15 protein-coding genes and 2 pseudogenes are annotated in these 15,166 nt (G+C 39.9%); 11 read left to right on the top strand and 6 right to left on the bottom strand.

Annotated elements, in window-relative coordinates; all coding sequences use genetic code 11:
* Nucleotides 1–461: 461 nt before the first annotated feature.
* The 9 genes and pseudogenes from M1K46_RS23985 to M1K46_RS23945 all read left to right on the top strand — a co-directional run bounded on the left by M1K46_RS23985 (nucleotide 462) and on the right by M1K46_RS23945 (nucleotide 9,161).
* A complete protein-coding gene (locus tag M1K46_RS23985; RefSeq protein WP_256227965.1) occupies nucleotides 462–1,007 on the top strand; it encodes a dihydrofolate reductase family protein in 546 nt (181 codons plus the stop codon).
* A gap of 523 nt (nucleotides 1,008–1,530) precedes the next feature.
* Nucleotides 1,531–2,091 (top strand): GNAT family N-acetyltransferase, encoded by a 561-nt coding sequence (locus tag M1K46_RS23980; protein WP_256227964.1) that lies wholly within the window; start codon nucleotides 1,531–1,533, stop codon nucleotides 2,089–2,091.
* Between the two features lie 225 nt (nucleotides 2,092–2,316).
* Nucleotides 2,317–2,655, top strand: a pseudogene (locus tag M1K46_RS23975) (helix-turn-helix transcriptional regulator); the annotation flags it as partial.
* A 209-nt stretch (nucleotides 2,656–2,864) separates the two neighbouring features.
* The gene (locus M1K46_RS23970) at nucleotides 2,865–3,560 is read left to right on the top strand and encodes a response regulator transcription factor (RefSeq protein ID WP_375162241.1); all 696 of its coding nucleotides are present in this window, start codon (nucleotides 2,865–2,867) and stop codon (nucleotides 3,558–3,560) included.
* Nucleotides 3,561–3,729: 169 nt separating this feature from the next.
* Nucleotides 3,730–4,713: a sensor histidine kinase gene (locus tag M1K46_RS23965; RefSeq protein ID WP_256227962.1), complete on the top strand. Its 984-nt coding sequence runs from the start codon at nucleotides 3,730–3,732 to the stop codon at nucleotides 4,711–4,713.
* A 98-nt stretch (nucleotides 4,714–4,811) separates the two neighbouring features.
* Nucleotides 4,812–6,521, top strand: a complete 1,710-nt coding sequence (locus M1K46_RS23960) for a M28 family metallopeptidase (RefSeq protein ID WP_256227961.1) — start codon at nucleotides 4,812–4,814, stop codon at nucleotides 6,519–6,521.
* 728 nt (nucleotides 6,522–7,249) lie between these two features.
* A complete protein-coding gene (locus M1K46_RS23955) occupies nucleotides 7,250–7,864 on the top strand; it encodes a TetR/AcrR family transcriptional regulator (RefSeq protein WP_256227959.1) in 615 nt (204 codons plus the stop codon).
* A 6-nt stretch (nucleotides 7,865–7,870) separates the two neighbouring features.
* Nucleotides 7,871–8,359: a hypothetical protein gene (locus M1K46_RS23950; protein ID WP_256227958.1), complete on the top strand. Its 489-nt coding sequence runs from the start codon at nucleotides 7,871–7,873 to the stop codon at nucleotides 8,357–8,359.
* Nucleotides 8,360–8,681: 322 nt separating this feature from the next.
* Nucleotides 8,682–9,161, top strand: coding sequence for a DinB family protein (locus M1K46_RS23945; protein ID WP_256227957.1), 480 nt, complete (start codon nucleotides 8,682–8,684; stop codon nucleotides 9,159–9,161).
* A gap of 252 nt (nucleotides 9,162–9,413) precedes the next feature.
* Here the strand turns inward: M1K46_RS23945 and M1K46_RS23940 are convergent, their stop codons facing one another.
* From M1K46_RS23940 to M1K46_RS23920, 5 genes are all read right to left on the bottom strand, one after another.
* Nucleotides 9,414–9,899, bottom strand: a complete 486-nt coding sequence (locus M1K46_RS23940) for a peptidoglycan-binding domain-containing protein (protein WP_256227956.1) — start codon at nucleotides 9,897–9,899, stop codon at nucleotides 9,414–9,416.
* 213 nt (nucleotides 9,900–10,112) lie between these two features.
* Nucleotides 10,113–10,394 (bottom strand): hypothetical protein, encoded by a 282-nt coding sequence (locus M1K46_RS23935; protein WP_256227954.1) that lies wholly within the window; start codon nucleotides 10,392–10,394, stop codon nucleotides 10,113–10,115.
* A gap of 4 nt (nucleotides 10,395–10,398) precedes the next feature.
* The gene (locus M1K46_RS23930) at nucleotides 10,399–10,683 is read right to left on the bottom strand and encodes a hypothetical protein (protein ID WP_256227953.1); all 285 of its coding nucleotides are present in this window, start codon (nucleotides 10,681–10,683) and stop codon (nucleotides 10,399–10,401) included.
* Nucleotides 10,680–11,105 carry a hypothetical protein gene (locus tag M1K46_RS23925; RefSeq protein WP_256227951.1) on the bottom strand — a complete coding sequence of 142 codons (426 nt, stop codon included), beginning with the start codon at nucleotides 11,103–11,105 and terminating at the stop codon, nucleotides 10,680–10,682. Before M1K46_RS23925 ends, M1K46_RS23930 begins: the two co-directional genes overlap by 4 nt.
* A 572-nt stretch (nucleotides 11,106–11,677) precedes the next feature.
* A complete protein-coding gene (locus M1K46_RS23920; protein WP_256227950.1) occupies nucleotides 11,678–11,806 on the bottom strand; it encodes a hypothetical protein in 129 nt (42 codons plus the stop codon).
* 255 nt (nucleotides 11,807–12,061) lie between these two features.
* Here M1K46_RS23920 and M1K46_RS23915 point away from each other — a divergent pair, with 255 nt between their 5' ends.
* Nucleotides 12,062–12,898, top strand: a complete 837-nt coding sequence (locus M1K46_RS23915) for an ArdC-like ssDNA-binding domain-containing protein (RefSeq protein ID WP_256227949.1) — start codon at nucleotides 12,062–12,064, stop codon at nucleotides 12,896–12,898.
* A 97-nt stretch (nucleotides 12,899–12,995) separates the two neighbouring features.
* Nucleotides 12,996–13,490 (top strand): hypothetical protein, encoded by a 495-nt coding sequence (locus tag M1K46_RS23910; protein WP_256227948.1) that lies wholly within the window; start codon nucleotides 12,996–12,998, stop codon nucleotides 13,488–13,490.
* A 230-nt stretch (nucleotides 13,491–13,720) separates the two neighbouring features.
* Here M1K46_RS23910 and M1K46_RS23905 read toward each other — a convergent pair.
* Nucleotides 13,721–14,919, bottom strand: a pseudogene (locus M1K46_RS23905) (IS110 family transposase).
* Between the last annotated feature and the right edge of the window lie 247 nt (nucleotides 14,920–15,166).

Raw genomic sequence — 15,166 nt, 5'->3', positions numbered from 1 at the left:
TTAGATGTTATAGGTTCCTTTGACCCTGGCGGATTTGCAACTGGAGCTATTACTTTGATTTATTCTACTTTATTTTTTATCAACGGAATCATAATAATTCTTATAGGCATTACAACAAACAGTGCAACAAAGGCTTAAATGAAAGAATACAATCTTCAGCAATCGGGTGCATTTCTGTAATAAGAAATGTGCCTTTTTATATGAAGCGGGCCAGATTGTGGAGTAAAGGAGGAAGTTTAATGGTCATTCTTGAATTTAAAGCGAGTATGGGCATTCACGTCATTGTACAAGAAGATCTTTCACATCCAAAATTTCATTAACGCAAAATTTTTTTTAGATTTGGGCTTCCTGAACAATTTGACCGATGAATTTTGCAATCGAATATCGTCTAAATAAATGAGAATAAAAAAACAATAATCGAGTGAGGTCATTCAAAATAGAAACTATTAAGGAGAACGAATATGAGAAAAGTAGTTGTATCTGTGTTTGTATCCCTAGATGGCGTCATGGAGAATCCGCAGTGGACGGTCCAATTCCGTAGTGAGGAAACAAAGCAATTCAAGTTGGATGAACTGAAAGCAAGCGACGCTCTTCTGCTTGGACGCGAAACGTATGTTAATTTTGCAGCTGCTTGGCCTAATTTGATTGAGCAAGAAGGGGAATATGGCCAGATGATGAACGATTACCCCAAGCACGTGATTTCAACAACCCTGGAAAAAATGGAATGGAACAATTCATCCCTGATCAAGGGCGATATCACGGAGGAAATATCCAAGCTGAAGCAGCAGCCTGGTAAGGATATCTTGGTATTTGGCAGCTGCACGCTCATTCAAACGCTAATGAAGCTTGACCTCCTCGACGTATATCGGCTCATGGTTTTCCCAGTTGTGCTTGGAAACGGAAAACGTCTCTTTGGAGAAGGGATCGATAAGAAGGTGCTGAAACTGGCGGAAACAAAGACATTCGGTTCAGGAGTCGTTGTTCTCACTTATCTTCCAGAAAGATAATATTGATCAGGAAATCAACATCTATGTGGCTAAATCATATAAGTAAGATCCTTTCGGGTTCCCTTGTACTAAACTTTTCCTCCGGATACCGCCTGCTTCGTCGAGTCCTGGCTGTTCACGTCAAACCATACGTAACTTTTAATCTAAATATGAATGAAAGATTACCACTGGGAGCCGAGCAATTGGCATGATTAAAAGAACATAGACAAATCACATTTTGCTGAGGTAGAGGATCAATAAATTTATTTTCTTAATGACCAAATTGGGATTAGTGAATTACATATGTTACTCCGCAATCGGGTGCATTTCTGTAATAAGAAATGTGCCCTTTTTTTATGAAAAAGACCAGATTATGGAACAAGAGAAGGGATTTTCCATTAGAACTCGAATCTTAAAAAGGGCTGTTATATGGGCTTGAGGACATTGATTTATTCAATAGAATTGCAGTAAAAGGTAATATTCTTTTCTTTATTTAAGAATTATAAAATGGGTATAATTCAGATTTAATATTTTCTGAAAGGGTGTGTGTAGTATTTTATCAACTAATGTATTTTATTTTCAATCTAAGAATGGAAAAACAGTAACTGTTAGAGAAGCTAGAGAACAGGATGCAGAAAGAATGCTAAATTCTGCTTCAGAAGCTTTAATAAACGCACCATACATGCTAAGTACGGTTGAGGATATTAAAAAGATGAGTGTTGTTGCTATTCAAAAAACGTTAAAAGCTTACCATGAAAATACAAATTATGTACAGTTTATTGCTGAAGTTGATGGTAAGTTAGTCGGTAAAATAGATTTTAAGAACGGAAACAATGAAAAAATTAGTCATCAAGGGGCTTTTGCAATGACCATACTACCTGAATATCGAAATTATGGTATTGGAAGAGCTCTTCTAGAAACGTTAATCAATTGGGCTAAAAATAACAGTAAGATTGAAAAAGTTTGTCTTGAGGTAATGGGAGATAATTTAGGTGCAATCCAGTTATATAAAAATCTAGGCTTTTTTGAAGAGGGTAGAAAAGCAAAGGGTGTAAAATTGGATGACGGCTATCAAGATTTAATATTAATGGCTTTATTCGTTTGAATTTGAACAGTATTCAACAAAACCAGCTAATAGAAGCTCATGTGTTATTTCAGAAAAGGGCGCGATAGCAGCATAAGGTGATCGCTATCCCCTTACTCAACAAACGTGCAGGATTGTGGAAGAAGATAAATTAAATTCGCTTTTGTGGAACCTACTTTTTTAGGCAAATAATGTCGGACTAAACTTTTCCAGTTATTTTAAAATTGATATCGAAAGGGGGATTATATGGACTGGCTTGTTAGAATGAATAATGTTTTAGATTACATAGAGGATAGTTTGGAGCAGGACATAGATTACAAACAATTAGCAAAGATAGCTTACTGTTCGGAGTTTCACTTTTCTAGAATGTTTGCATCTATAACAGGAGTTTCACTGTCAGAGTATATTAGGCGTAGGAGATTGACACTTGCTGCATTCGAATTGCAAAAAAGTGATATTCGAATTTTAGAAATTGCGAATAAGTATGGTTACGAATCTGCTGATTCATTTTCCCGTGCTTTTCAAAAAACCCACGGAATAAAACCATCTGAATGTCGTAATCAGGGGATACAATTGAAATCCTTTTTTTGGAATTTCTATCTTGACTCGTTTTAAAATTAAACTATTTGTGGTCTGGACTACTAGTTTAGCACAGTTTATAAACTTTCTATGTGTTCATGACACTTGCACTTTCATCGATTTGTTTATATGTATATTCGTGAGGTTTGGATGGAATCTTAACCTTCTCTTAACTGAGCTTGTTTTATCATGAGACTAACAGAATGAGGGGAGAGATGATATTGAAAATATTAGTAGTCGAGGATGATTTGTCAATACAGCGATCAATCAACATGGGCTTACGAAAATTCGGCTACGCAGTTGATTCGGCATCAGATGGCGAGGAAGCGTTACAAATGGTCGAAATCTATGAATATGATGCGGTCGTACTGGACTTGAATCTGCCTAAAATTGATGGAATCGAAGTCTTACGAGAGATTCGGAATGATAATCCCGACATCAAGGTTCTGATTTTATCGGCTCGTTTCGAGATTGAGGATAAAATTTTTGGTCTTGACACTGGGGCGAATGATTATATGGTGAAACCCTTTCACTTTCGGGAATTGGAGGCCAGACTTCGCGCTCTGCTCCGTCGGAGATTCATCCAGACAGATACGAGGCTGTCATATGGAGAGATTCTAATTGATACAGCGTTAAAGGCTGTTTACATTAAGGACAATCCAATGGAATTAACGAAAAAAGAGTACGGCATTTTGGAGTATTTGATTCTCAATAAAGATAAAATCGTCAGCACAGAGGAGATCATGGAGCATTTATGGGATAACAGCTTCGATGGGTTCTCGAACTCTCTCAAGGTTCATATCAATTCGCTTAAAAAGAAGTTGGCCGTTTTTTTAGGAGATCAAGAGGTGATCAAAAACAAAAGAGGATTTGGATACTATATTGCAGAGGTACCGTTTGATGCGAATTAGTTCACTTTCACTCCGTCTTCGTCTGACCTTATTAATGGCGCTAATACTTTCAGTCGGATGTATCTCACTTATGGTAGCTTCCATTTATGCCGCTCGTGTTATTTATGTTCAACCGCAGCTTGTTCCTAAAGTTGATGCTATTGATGGAACGAAGAAAGGATCACTGCCCGTGCCACCCGTGCCACCTGTACCGCCTATGCCATCTGTGTCGCCTGCACCCGTCTTGATTGAACAGCAGATTGACTTTGCCTCTGCTGGTTTCCTGTGCGCGATCTTGATCATCGCAAGTGGAACTGGCATCACCTACATGGTAACAGGAAGAGCGTTGCAGCCTGTCACAGACTTAAGCAAGGAGATCGAAGAGATCGACGAAAATAATCTGTATAGACAAGTTCAAGTTCCCCCACCCAAGGACGAGGTCGCGAGTCTGTCCGTGTCCTTTAATCGGATGATCCATAAATTGGAAAAATCATTCTTGGCCTATAAACATTTTTCAGCCAATGCCGCCCACGAACTCAAAACACCACTTGCTGCGATGCTAGCTAGGATTGAGGTGGTACAACTAAGTGACCCTCCTATACTTGAAGAATATACGGAAGCTCTGGAAGATATGAGAAGCAATGTGGAGCGCCTTAATTCCATCGTTAACGATTTGCTCCAAATGAATTCGAATATGAATGGGTTCAGACGTGTAATATTCGGAGCCAATGAACTATTTGAGACGATTATAAGCGAGTTTTTCTTAGAGATTCAACGTAAACATATTCATATCGAGGTTCACCTTGAAGATGTAATGCTGTATGGTGAGAAAAATCTGTTGCACCAGGCTTTCTCCAACATTCTTCACAATGCGATCAAATATAACAAGGAGAATGGTAGCATCCGAATCACTGCTGTTCACCATTCAGATACAACGTGTATTACCTTTGCCGATACAGGTATTGGGATCCCAGAGGATCAAATAGACAAGATCTTCGATCCATTTTACTGTGTGGACAAGTCCCGTTCAAGAGAACTTGGGGGCAACGGATTAGGTCTGTCCATCGTGAAGGCAGTCATCGATAAGCATGACGGCTCAATACAAGTTCAGAGCGAAGCAGGTGTTGCTACCACATTCGTGATTCAACTACCTAACTCTCAAAGCATTCTTTGAAAGTGGTTTGCGCTCTTTCCGTGGGTTGTCTACTTAACCAAGATTTAACCTTGTCTCCTTTATAGTATTGGAATATCCATACTAAGGGAGGGCGAAATATGCCGAGAATTATTTCCGTTATTCTAGTGTTTATCGTACTTGTGACAGGAATTGGATTAGGAGCCCAGCTTTTTCTGCCACCAACACCGCCTGACAAATCCGATGCCCATTATCCAGCATATGAGCGGATGATGGCTAACTTAAAGGCAATGACCGTTACAGCACATCCGTCAGGGTCAAAGGAGCTTGAATCAGTACGAGCCCATTTATTGGAGCAAATTCGTATGATGGGCTTGAAAGCAACGATTGACAAAGTAACCTACACAGTTGATGATGTGAAGGCTGACCAATTTGAGCGCAAGGGACGGCCGGATTTCGAGAATATGCGAACTATTAACGGCATTTCTCCAGAGGAGGCTATCAAGAATACCATTCGTGCAAAGGCCCATTATGACAAGAATGATAAAGTGGTCTTGCAAAATATACTGGTGAAGCTGGACGCTCCTGGAACGGATCGTGGCATCCTGCTATCGGCCCATTATGACTCCGAACCGGAAACTCCAGGCGCAGCGGACGATATGATGTCCGTAGTCGCCTTGCTGGAAGCTATGCGTAAGCAGGCGGGAAACTCGAATCTGAAATCTGACCTTTATTTTCTGTTTACTGATGGAGAAGAGTTAGGGACGTTGGGAGCGAAGTCATTCGTTCGATCACACCCGGAGTTACAAAATAAAATCGATCTAGTAGTCAACTTTGAAGCCCGAGGTAACCGAGGGCCGCTGCTGATGTTTGAAACTTCCGATGATAACCTGGATGCTGTAAACTACCTTCAATCTGCAAGCTCACGCCCGTTGTCTTTCTCGTTTCTGACTGCATTGTTCCACCGGATGCCAAATGATACAGACTTAACCCGTTTTTTGCAGGCAGGCTACTCAGGTCTGAATTTTGCAGCAGCGGAGGGAGTTGAACATTATGGAAGAGAGACGGATACGTTTGCAAATTTAGATCGTGGAACAGCATACCATTATCTATTAACAACTTTGGAAGTAGCAGATCATGCTGCACAAGTACCATTTGAAGAAGGAGGAAATCAGGATAGCCTTTTCTTCCCTTTGTCGCCTAGTTATTTGCTGATCATGAGTAGTTTCACTTCTTATATCTTGTCGCTAGTCGTTGTTGTATTGACCATATGGTGGATGATCTTGCAGATTCGAAAAGGTAACTTTCGAATTCGTACAATCATGACAGGAACAGGCTGGCTGCTTGGAGCGATGATTGGGGCGGCATTATTGAGCTGGGGAATCGTAGCTGGAGTAACACAAGTGATGAATTTAGGTGAGTCCACGAACAATGACAAGGTATTTTTTAGTATCTTTTTCCTTATGAGCATATGTACTTTAATCGCTGGAATTATCCGAGCTCGTAAGTTGTCACTACGGGAAGCGCTTGCTGTTTTCATGCCTCTTCACTTGCTGTTGATTGTAGGCAGTGCCGTTCTGTACCAAGAAATAAGTTATTTGTTCTCTCTTACCACGCTGGGGATTCTGATTGTTGCCCTACTGGATCAGTACCGTATCGGGAGAGGGATAGCATCAATCGTGGTCGGCGTAGCAATAGTGTTTCTGTATACACCTGTTTGTTGGTTAATCTATGTATTATTTATGTTGCCGTTCACCTCGGTGGCAGTCGCGATAAGCGTTATTCCGACCTCGATAGTTTCTGCTCTGTTCGTAACGAGAGACACATTGGTTTTAGAGTCTTGTGAGTAGGTATTGAGAAAGATTATTTTTTGAAGAAATTAGCTATAACAGAAGCTCAAGAAGAATATAACCGTGTGATTTCTTCCTTTCCTGTGTGAAAAATAGACCGATTTGAAATAGATATCGGTCTATTTTCCATTTGTTGGTCAAATTAGGGTTCGTCGTTCGGATGCTGGTTCTGCCCTGGTTCTGCCCCCTGTCGGAGGAAAAGGGATTTTGAAGGGGTTACTCAAGATAAGTTGGGTAATACTGCTTATTCTGCTTTTTTAAGGGATGGGCAAAAACTTTGATTTCAGAAAATTTCTTATTCCACCTTTTCGAGGCGTTGTGCAAAAACACCCAGGCTGGGATAAATATATTCTTAATTCTTAATTATCTTCTTCCACAATCGGGCGCGATAGTGGAAGAGCAAAACCGATCTACTGATAAGATCGGTTTTTTGCTTCCGAAAACAGTCATTATGTTAACTTGCTTGCATTTTCCCCTTTTTATTGAACTAAAAAACGCTTTAATTGGAGGGTGGTTTCCAGATGTTGATCAACAATCGGGCCATTTTCTTGAATAAACAAGGAATTATAAGAAATGAATAGAAAGCTAGGAGCTATTTATGTGCACTAATTTTTAGGAATACTTTGACAAAAAGACCGAATATACATATTATAAAAATATAAAAACAATTTATTTTTTTGTTTTTATGAACTTGTTGATCATATATAGAAAGGTGGTAGTAATAATCGATGCCACAGTTTAGTCAAACGGAAAAAGAAAAAATTAATGAACAGTTAATTGTCATTGCTAAACAACTTTTTTCTTCCAAGGGAATCAAGAAAACTTCATTGGAAGATCTAACTTCTGTAGTAGGAATCGCTAAGAGTAGTTTTTATGTTTTTTTTGAATCCAAAGAAGCTCTTTATTTAGAACTATTGGATCAAGAAGGACCCGGGATAGAGGAACGTGTATGGGAAGCAGTCAATCAGAAAAGCAGTATTGAAGATAAAATCAAAACCTATCTACATGAAATGACTCGTGAATTGGATGATAACCCATTGATGAAACGCTTACAAACTCACCCAGATGAATTACAGAGCATTGCTAGGAAAGTGACACCTGAGTTTTTACAAAAAAAAACGGAACGCAATGTGCTTCCCCTACTTCATTTTATAAATGAACAAAAAGAAGCAGGAGAATTAATAGATAAAGATTCTGAGGTTATCTTGAGATTAATGCGTGCAGCCATGACTATCAGCTTGCATAAAAAAGATATAGGTATCGATTTGTATCCAAAAATACAAGATATGATGTTTGAGGCGGTTTCCAGCTATATTACAAAACGAAAACCACAAGAGGAGTGACCATCGATGGAAATTTTTTTGGATTGGGCATTTGCACGTCATTTAAATCCACTAAGTTGGTACATTAGACCTATCTTTTTGATCGTTATTTGTTACTTTGCTTATAAGCGTAGCTGGAAAGGTGTTATCATAACTTTTGTTTTAATGATGAGCAGTATGGTCTGGTTTTCAGCACCAGAGACGATTAATCCGCAAATGCAGGCAGTTTTGGAATACGAGCAAATGCTTTTAAGTAACCCTGTTTCAGCTATTTTTACGATTGCTTTAATGATGATATTTATAGTTTTAATCTTGATGGCATTTTGGAAACATTCACTTAAATTTGGTTTGATCATATTGAATATTACACTCGTTGGAAAGGTTATCCTATCATTACTTTTCACAGGCGAGAACGGATGGGCGCCTTTAGGGAACACTATTTTTGGTCTGATTTTGGTAAATGGTATTGGCTGGTTCATAATGTATAGAAAGCGAAAAAATAAATTAGTAAACTAAAGATGTGTGTTTATTCAAGAAAAGGGCGCGATTGTTAATTAAGGAAAGCCCTAACGCTGTAAATCTGCATTTTCATGACTGTACCCCTAAAAATCCTAAAAATACAGAATATCTAACTAACAGAAATGTAAATTATGTCACATTTTAGAAAGAGCCGAAGGCCTAGCTGTATCAAGGGTTTTTAGCTCTTTCTTTTGCTAATTTAAATGCGCAGTTAAGAGTTTGAGTCGCGTAAAAACGAAAATATTGCTAAATTTGTTGTATACTGAAATTGTAATAAGTTATTGTAATATTCCCACAAAAAGAATGGAGGAATTTTGCGATGTCACAAGTCTTAATAAGTACGGCTAAATCTGTGCGTCAAATGGTTATACGTCAAATTCAATCGATTCCTGAGGACTTATTTGATGTTCAACCCCTGGAGTTCAGTAATACGATTAGATGGAATGCTGGGCACATTGCTGTTGTCAGCGATTCCTTTCGTTCGCTAGGTTTATCATTTAACTCCAACCTTCCAAAAAACTACGCAGAACTATTTAAACCTGGAACCAAGCCATCTGATTGGATTTCAAAACCTCCAACAAAAGAAGAACTTATCGAAAATTTATCTAGGCAACTCTCTGACATTTCCGACATACATCCTAGTACATTCGAAAAACAAATGGACCCGCCGCTTGAATTGGGACCACTGAGATTCAAAACGTTCGGAGAGGTTTTTAACTTTGCAACTATTCATGAAACGATGCATTCCACAACCATTTCATGTCAATTGAAAGTATTAAACTTCCAAAAAGTGAATTGAACAAAGTGGATATGATAGGCTATCCATTGAAACAAGATGGTACGCGCCTGTTTGAACAACATTATAAAACCACAATCTTTACGAAAACAGCCAAACTTTATTATCGAAAACAAACTCACAGTAAGTTCCACCTTTGTGTTTGCAGCAAACAACAGCGTTATTGCCTATCCGAAAAGGAAATAAAGAAACGTGCCCATTTTTGGGCACGTTTCATCGTTTGAAGGAAAACTTATAAGGATTTCCTGTCCTTTGTTAATTTGCATACAAGCGATATTGGTCGCTTAATGTATCTCCATTACCATAAATATAGGCTTTTGAGCCGGAGTAATAGGAAGAATTGTCATACTTCCAATGGACTCTGAGACCCATGTTTCCACCAGCTCCGTACGTGTTCGTGCCTCTTTTCTCAATATATTGCGAGAAGCTGTCCCAGGTCCGCGGACCAACCACACCATCAGCTTTCAGACCGTGTGCTTTTTGATATTTCTTTACACCTGCTTCTGTTTTCGGTCCAAAGATGCCATCTACGTCAACCACTGCGGAATCTGTATAAAAACCCAGGACATTTAGGATATACTGCATATTCTGGATTTCCACTCCACGTGCATTCTCCCGTAATATAGAGTTCTTTTCCCAACTTTGCGGATGATGAAATCCTCCAGCGGAGGCTGAAGCCGTGGAAAACGAAATCCCCCAGGCCATTGCAGCGACTACCAAACCAGTAAGTAATTTCTTCATTGCCATCTCCCTTATGTTTTAAGTATTTACAACATTCTACAAATTTCCCTTCAGCATGTAAATTTCCCCCTATACGTTAAACTTCCTTCCGTCTAATGTCCTGTTTTCATTTGATCACTGGATTTTCAGTAGTACTTGTGGTCTTAGCTAAAAAGCCTTTGTTTAGGCGATTACGTTACTAAACGTTTCAAACCTATTGTGAACGCGAACCGTTTACCTTAATCGGTTCATAATGCTCTCCAGTACATTTTTCAGAGATCCATTTTTATATCGATAGATAAAATCACAATAGATGATCTGCAAGACGTCTTCCACTTGGAAGATTCTTGCCGGCTCTAATTCCTCGATGTCACTGAGCATGACTTCCAGGCGCAAGGCCTGTTTTCGTTTGATCTTACATTCTATTCTTACGGGTTTCTTGACCGACGTTTTTCTCTGTGGCTCCTCTTCCTCCTGATCACCGTAAGCGCTGATCTGGATAAATTTCCGATCCATCGTATCATAAGGGTTGCTCCTTTTTTTTTGCTTGGAACAAAAGATCGTCCAACAGTATAGAGATGAGGTCTCTTTGAGTGAATGCTTCTTCCATAGCTTCTGAAACGTCCGTACAAAAAAGTTCACCTCTTAGATAATCGGATGCTGGAACGGTGAAGAGATATTTTAGATCAACCGATGATGAAAGTTTACGCATCACCTTTTGAACAAAATGATCTAAAACCCCTTTCGGCTGGTGGGCTAACTCTTCAATCTCTTCATTATAGATGGAATAATGGTTCGTCTTCATCTTATATTTCCTTCTTCCAACGTCAGCATATAGGAAACAATACGGTACGCAGCTTCCTTCAAACTACAATCCCATTGCACTTTATAATCAAACAATAAATCATGAAAATAACTTTCTAGCTTAACCGGATACGGTTTCCCTTTGGGATCGTAAGGAAAATCAATAAATGAGAAGTTGCTTGCTAATCCTTTTTTTATTAAATCCGTGCAATAAGGAGTGGGATCTAGACCCTTTATTTTCGCTAATTTCTTTATAAGCTGTCGTTCATAAGAAGTAAATGGAATCTTCACATCCTTCTTTTTATCACATCTTACTTTGCGTCCTTCAGCTTTGGTTTTTACGTTTTTACGAACATTGCCCGTTTTTTCACCTGTAACACTCATAGGGGACTTTTTATCAAACAAAGGATTAATGGGTTTCATCGTTCTCCTCCCCTTCTCTGTTATTACGCTATGACCCTCTTTTATCTCAGTGTCAAATTGTTAGATTGTTATATTGCTAGGGTATTCCAAGGAATAAAGGAGTAGAACGTATGGTTCCTTCTTTTTTTGGACAAGATAATGAAAAACGAATGAATGAGCCAGGATGGTGAAAAATATATGTCTTCTAAAAAGGATAAAGAAACTAAGGATCTATTGAAAAGCTTCGGTAAGCTGGCTAAAAAATCAAAAACGGTATCCAAATTAAAAGCGAAATAAGAAACAGTCAGGAGTTGATCCCGACTGTTTTTTCGTGGTCCTTTCTCTGTGTTGACCTTATGATTTACTTTCTAAACGGTGCTATCGACCAGGAAAAGACCATGTAAGACGACGCTTTACATTCAAGAAAAGAGAAGATCCTGTAAGTAAGAAACGATAAGGGCTGCCGCACAACAGACTGATCAAAAAGAAAGGATCCCTTTTTGTCATTCTGTACGTGTCGCTTCGGCATTAAAGAGCTCGATAACCACGGTCTGTACGGAAGTCCTCCTACAGTCCGTAGGTTCCTGATCTCTTTACGGCAAGCCGCCATACCGAACGAGCCGAATACCGTTAACTAAAATCAACCCGTTTTTAAGGACAGCAGCCTTCACGGCTGCTTTTTTATATTCTTTTTCCACCCTTTTGCGCCGCGAATCGTACAAGTACGCCATCCGAGCTAACCGTTCAGCCGGCCGAGCCTCCTAGGCTATCGCCCTCCCCCGGCTGAACGCCAAGTCGGATCGTCTGCCAGTCAAGGGGCAAAAAACTTTTTTGATAAATGCACTCAAAAAACTTTTTGTGCTGGTCCCTTGACCGTCCGCCGAGGCTCCTTGTTCGTTCTCCACGTCAAAAGGGCGAAATGCTCCCCTTTAGGGAAGGGAATCGCTCACAGCGCAAAAACAAGGGAGGAAAAAACGATGGGACAAACCAAAGGATTGGACGACATTCAAAAACGTTTGGATCAAGGAATTCAGGACGTTATGACGGGGGAGAAGTTTCAGGAGTGGCTTCGGTTTCTCTCGAGTTTTCATGCGTACAGCTTTAATAATACGATTCTCATTTACCAGCAAAATCCCCAAGCGACGCTGGTCAAAGGGTTTCAGGAGTGGAAGAAGCACGGTCGGTTTGTAACCAAGGGCGCAAAAGCTATTAAGGTGCTGGCCCCCTTAATTCGAAAGAAAAAACAAGAGGAAGAAAAAAGGGAAGGAAAGGGAAAAGAAGAAAATGTGCTGTATGGATTCCGGTATGTGAGTGTGTTTGATGTATCGAGTACGGACGGTAAGGAGCTCCCGGCGCCACCTGTTCAAGTTTTAGAAGGCGATGGGGAAAATGAAAAAGACTTGCTGCAGGCGTGGATTCAGAAAATAGAGGTTCCGGTCCGGCTGGAAAACACAGGGGACGCCAACGGGTATTATCATCTACTAGAAAACTATATCGCACTCCATAAAGAAAGAAGCACGCTGCAGCAATTAAAAACCCTGATCCACGAGTACGCACATCATTTGCTGCATGCGAAGGGAGCGCCCTTTGAACAGGAAAGCAACTCCATTCGGGAAGCTCAGGCTGAGGCCGTGGCTTATGTGGTTCTGCATCATTTCGGTTATGACACCGGTGATTATAGTTTCGGCTACATTGCCGGCTGGAGCCAAGACCTTCATATCATGAAACAGATTGGAAGCGACATTGTGGTCTGCAGCCATCAGATCATTGAAAAACTAAGGGTACATTCCTCCAAACAAGGGGCCACGGCATAACCGTGGCGCCCCCCTTTCGGGGGATGCCCATGGGAAAAGGTGATTTCAATAACCAACGGAGATGTAACGATATGAAGATATGAAAGGAGAATTCAAAATGAAGACCTGTGCTTATTGTGGGAGTCCAGTGACCTGTCAGCAACCGAAGGAATGGTATTGTTCGTTTTGTGAGATGCAGCTAAAAACGGAAGACATTCAAGAAAACGGCCAAAGAAAAAACCTCTTGCCGGCGTCTCAGCCTTCTTTATCGGACTTGGCCAAGAGTACACCGGAACTCATGCAGCTATCGACGGTGGAATTGCTCTTTCTTTTGAAATTTGCCCGAAAAGAACGAGCAGATATTTATCAGCAGCGTTATGTGTTTATTCGTGCGTTGAAAGAGGGCGCTGACGAATTTTCTGAAGCAGAGCAATATACATTTTTAGAATATGAACGAACTACTCGGAAATGTTTTGTGATAGAGAACCTGATCCGTGAACGAATCGGGTATTATCCAACGAAACTGACGTATTCTTATATACAGTCCCTCGCAGCTCGTATGGAAGAATCTTCGAAGAAGGATATGATTCTTCAACAGCCAAAAACCTTTTGAAACCCTGAGTCTGGCCATTGAATTAGCGATAAACTTTTGATATTAACTGTTTATGATAATAAGGTTAAAAACTCCAATCATCCTATTCCACAATACCAGCTAATAGAAGGTCAATAGATAAGTCTAAAAAAGTTTAAAACGACATGTTACAATAATAAAGAACATACTAAATAAACTTCAAAAACATGAATTTGAAGTTATTGTAATTAAAGTATTTTATTGGTCTGTATTTAAACCTTAAATGCCTCTTTACGATTTAATAATGCATAGATCCAATGGATAAGCTTATTTGCACAAGCAATGATAGCCACTTTATGCGGTTTTCCTTCTTCGCGCTTTTTATCGTAATAAGCTCTTAGTTTTGGATTGCGATTCTTCGTTATTCCACACTGCACAGCTGTATAGAGAGTTTGCCGAAGGCGTGTAGATCCTCTTTTTGTGATTTTGTTGATGGTTGCCTTAAACTTACCTGACTCAAAAACGCTTGGGTCAATTCCTGCGTAAGCAACCAACTTCTTTGGGTGATTGAACTGATCGATTTCCCCAATTTCGGAGATGATTGTGGCGGCAATCTTCCCACCAATACCGGGGATTGATCGGATAATCTCATATTCCTCAAATTTTTCTGCCAGGGATCTATCTCTTCAATTAGTTGGGATAGGTGCCTTTGGTATTGAAGAAGAATTTGAATGTACATGGTGAGACTAGTGATATGACTCGAATATAAGTTGCGTTTAAAGGGGTCTCTATCGGCTGCTTCCTTTAGGTTATGAGCTTTCTCTAATGCCCAGTTATAAGAGCGTTTAGCTCCTTGTTTCAGAATCACTTCAGCGATCTGATCCACTGTTTCCTCCTTAACACCTTGTGGTGTTTGATATTGGAGTAACGTTCCTAATGAGGTGGGCGAATATAGGGCTCCGAAAACCTTTTTATATTCAGGGAAAACTTGATCTAATATTGTTAGAAATTGAAGTTTTGTTTGTACGTAGGTTCCTGTCAAAGAGTCGTGTTGACGTGTTAAATTTCGCAAGTTCATCATTTTAATACTCTTTTTCTGGAAAGGTTTTAGGTCCTCGTTTTTGTAATAAAGCTCACCTAAATGAAAAGCATCAATTGCATCGGTTTTGACTTTTCTCAAACTGGCTTTTTTGGCTTCATATGAAAGAACCGGATTGACGAGATAATAAATGACTTGCTTATCCTCTAAAAACTGTAGGACAGGTTCATGGTAATGCCCCGTCGATTCAAAAACGACTGCCGGAGGTAGACCTGCAACTTCTTCAACTTCTTGATAAAAGCGATAAAAATCGTGTAGCCCCAAAACATTATGCTCAAACGTAAAGCTTTTCTTGTAAGGATTCTTCTTCTGTAAAAAGGCTTGTACTTGGGTTTTTCCTTTTGCGACATCCAGGCCAATGACCGGATCCATTCATTATCACGTCTCCTTTTTTGTTTTAGCCGGTAGCCCCTTATCCTAACTTGTAGTTTCATAGCTTCGCTTTTTATACGGGATCACGTCCCAACCAGCCTCAAACATGTTTCTACAAGTAGGGGGGTGGACAGTATTACGGACGGGATCTTGGTCCCACGGGCCAGAACGTCCTCCCCCGGCTACCTAAAGAATAACCTATAAAAAGGCTAACCAGATGAAGCTGGTTAACCTCATAATACGAACG

This window comes from Fictibacillus sp. WQ 8-8, assembly GCF_024494405.1.
Classification (GTDB): domain Bacteria; phylum Bacillota; class Bacilli; order Bacillales; family Fictibacillaceae; genus Fictibacillus_C; species Fictibacillus_C marinisediminis.
This window is presented reverse-complemented; position numbering and strand designations above follow the sequence as displayed.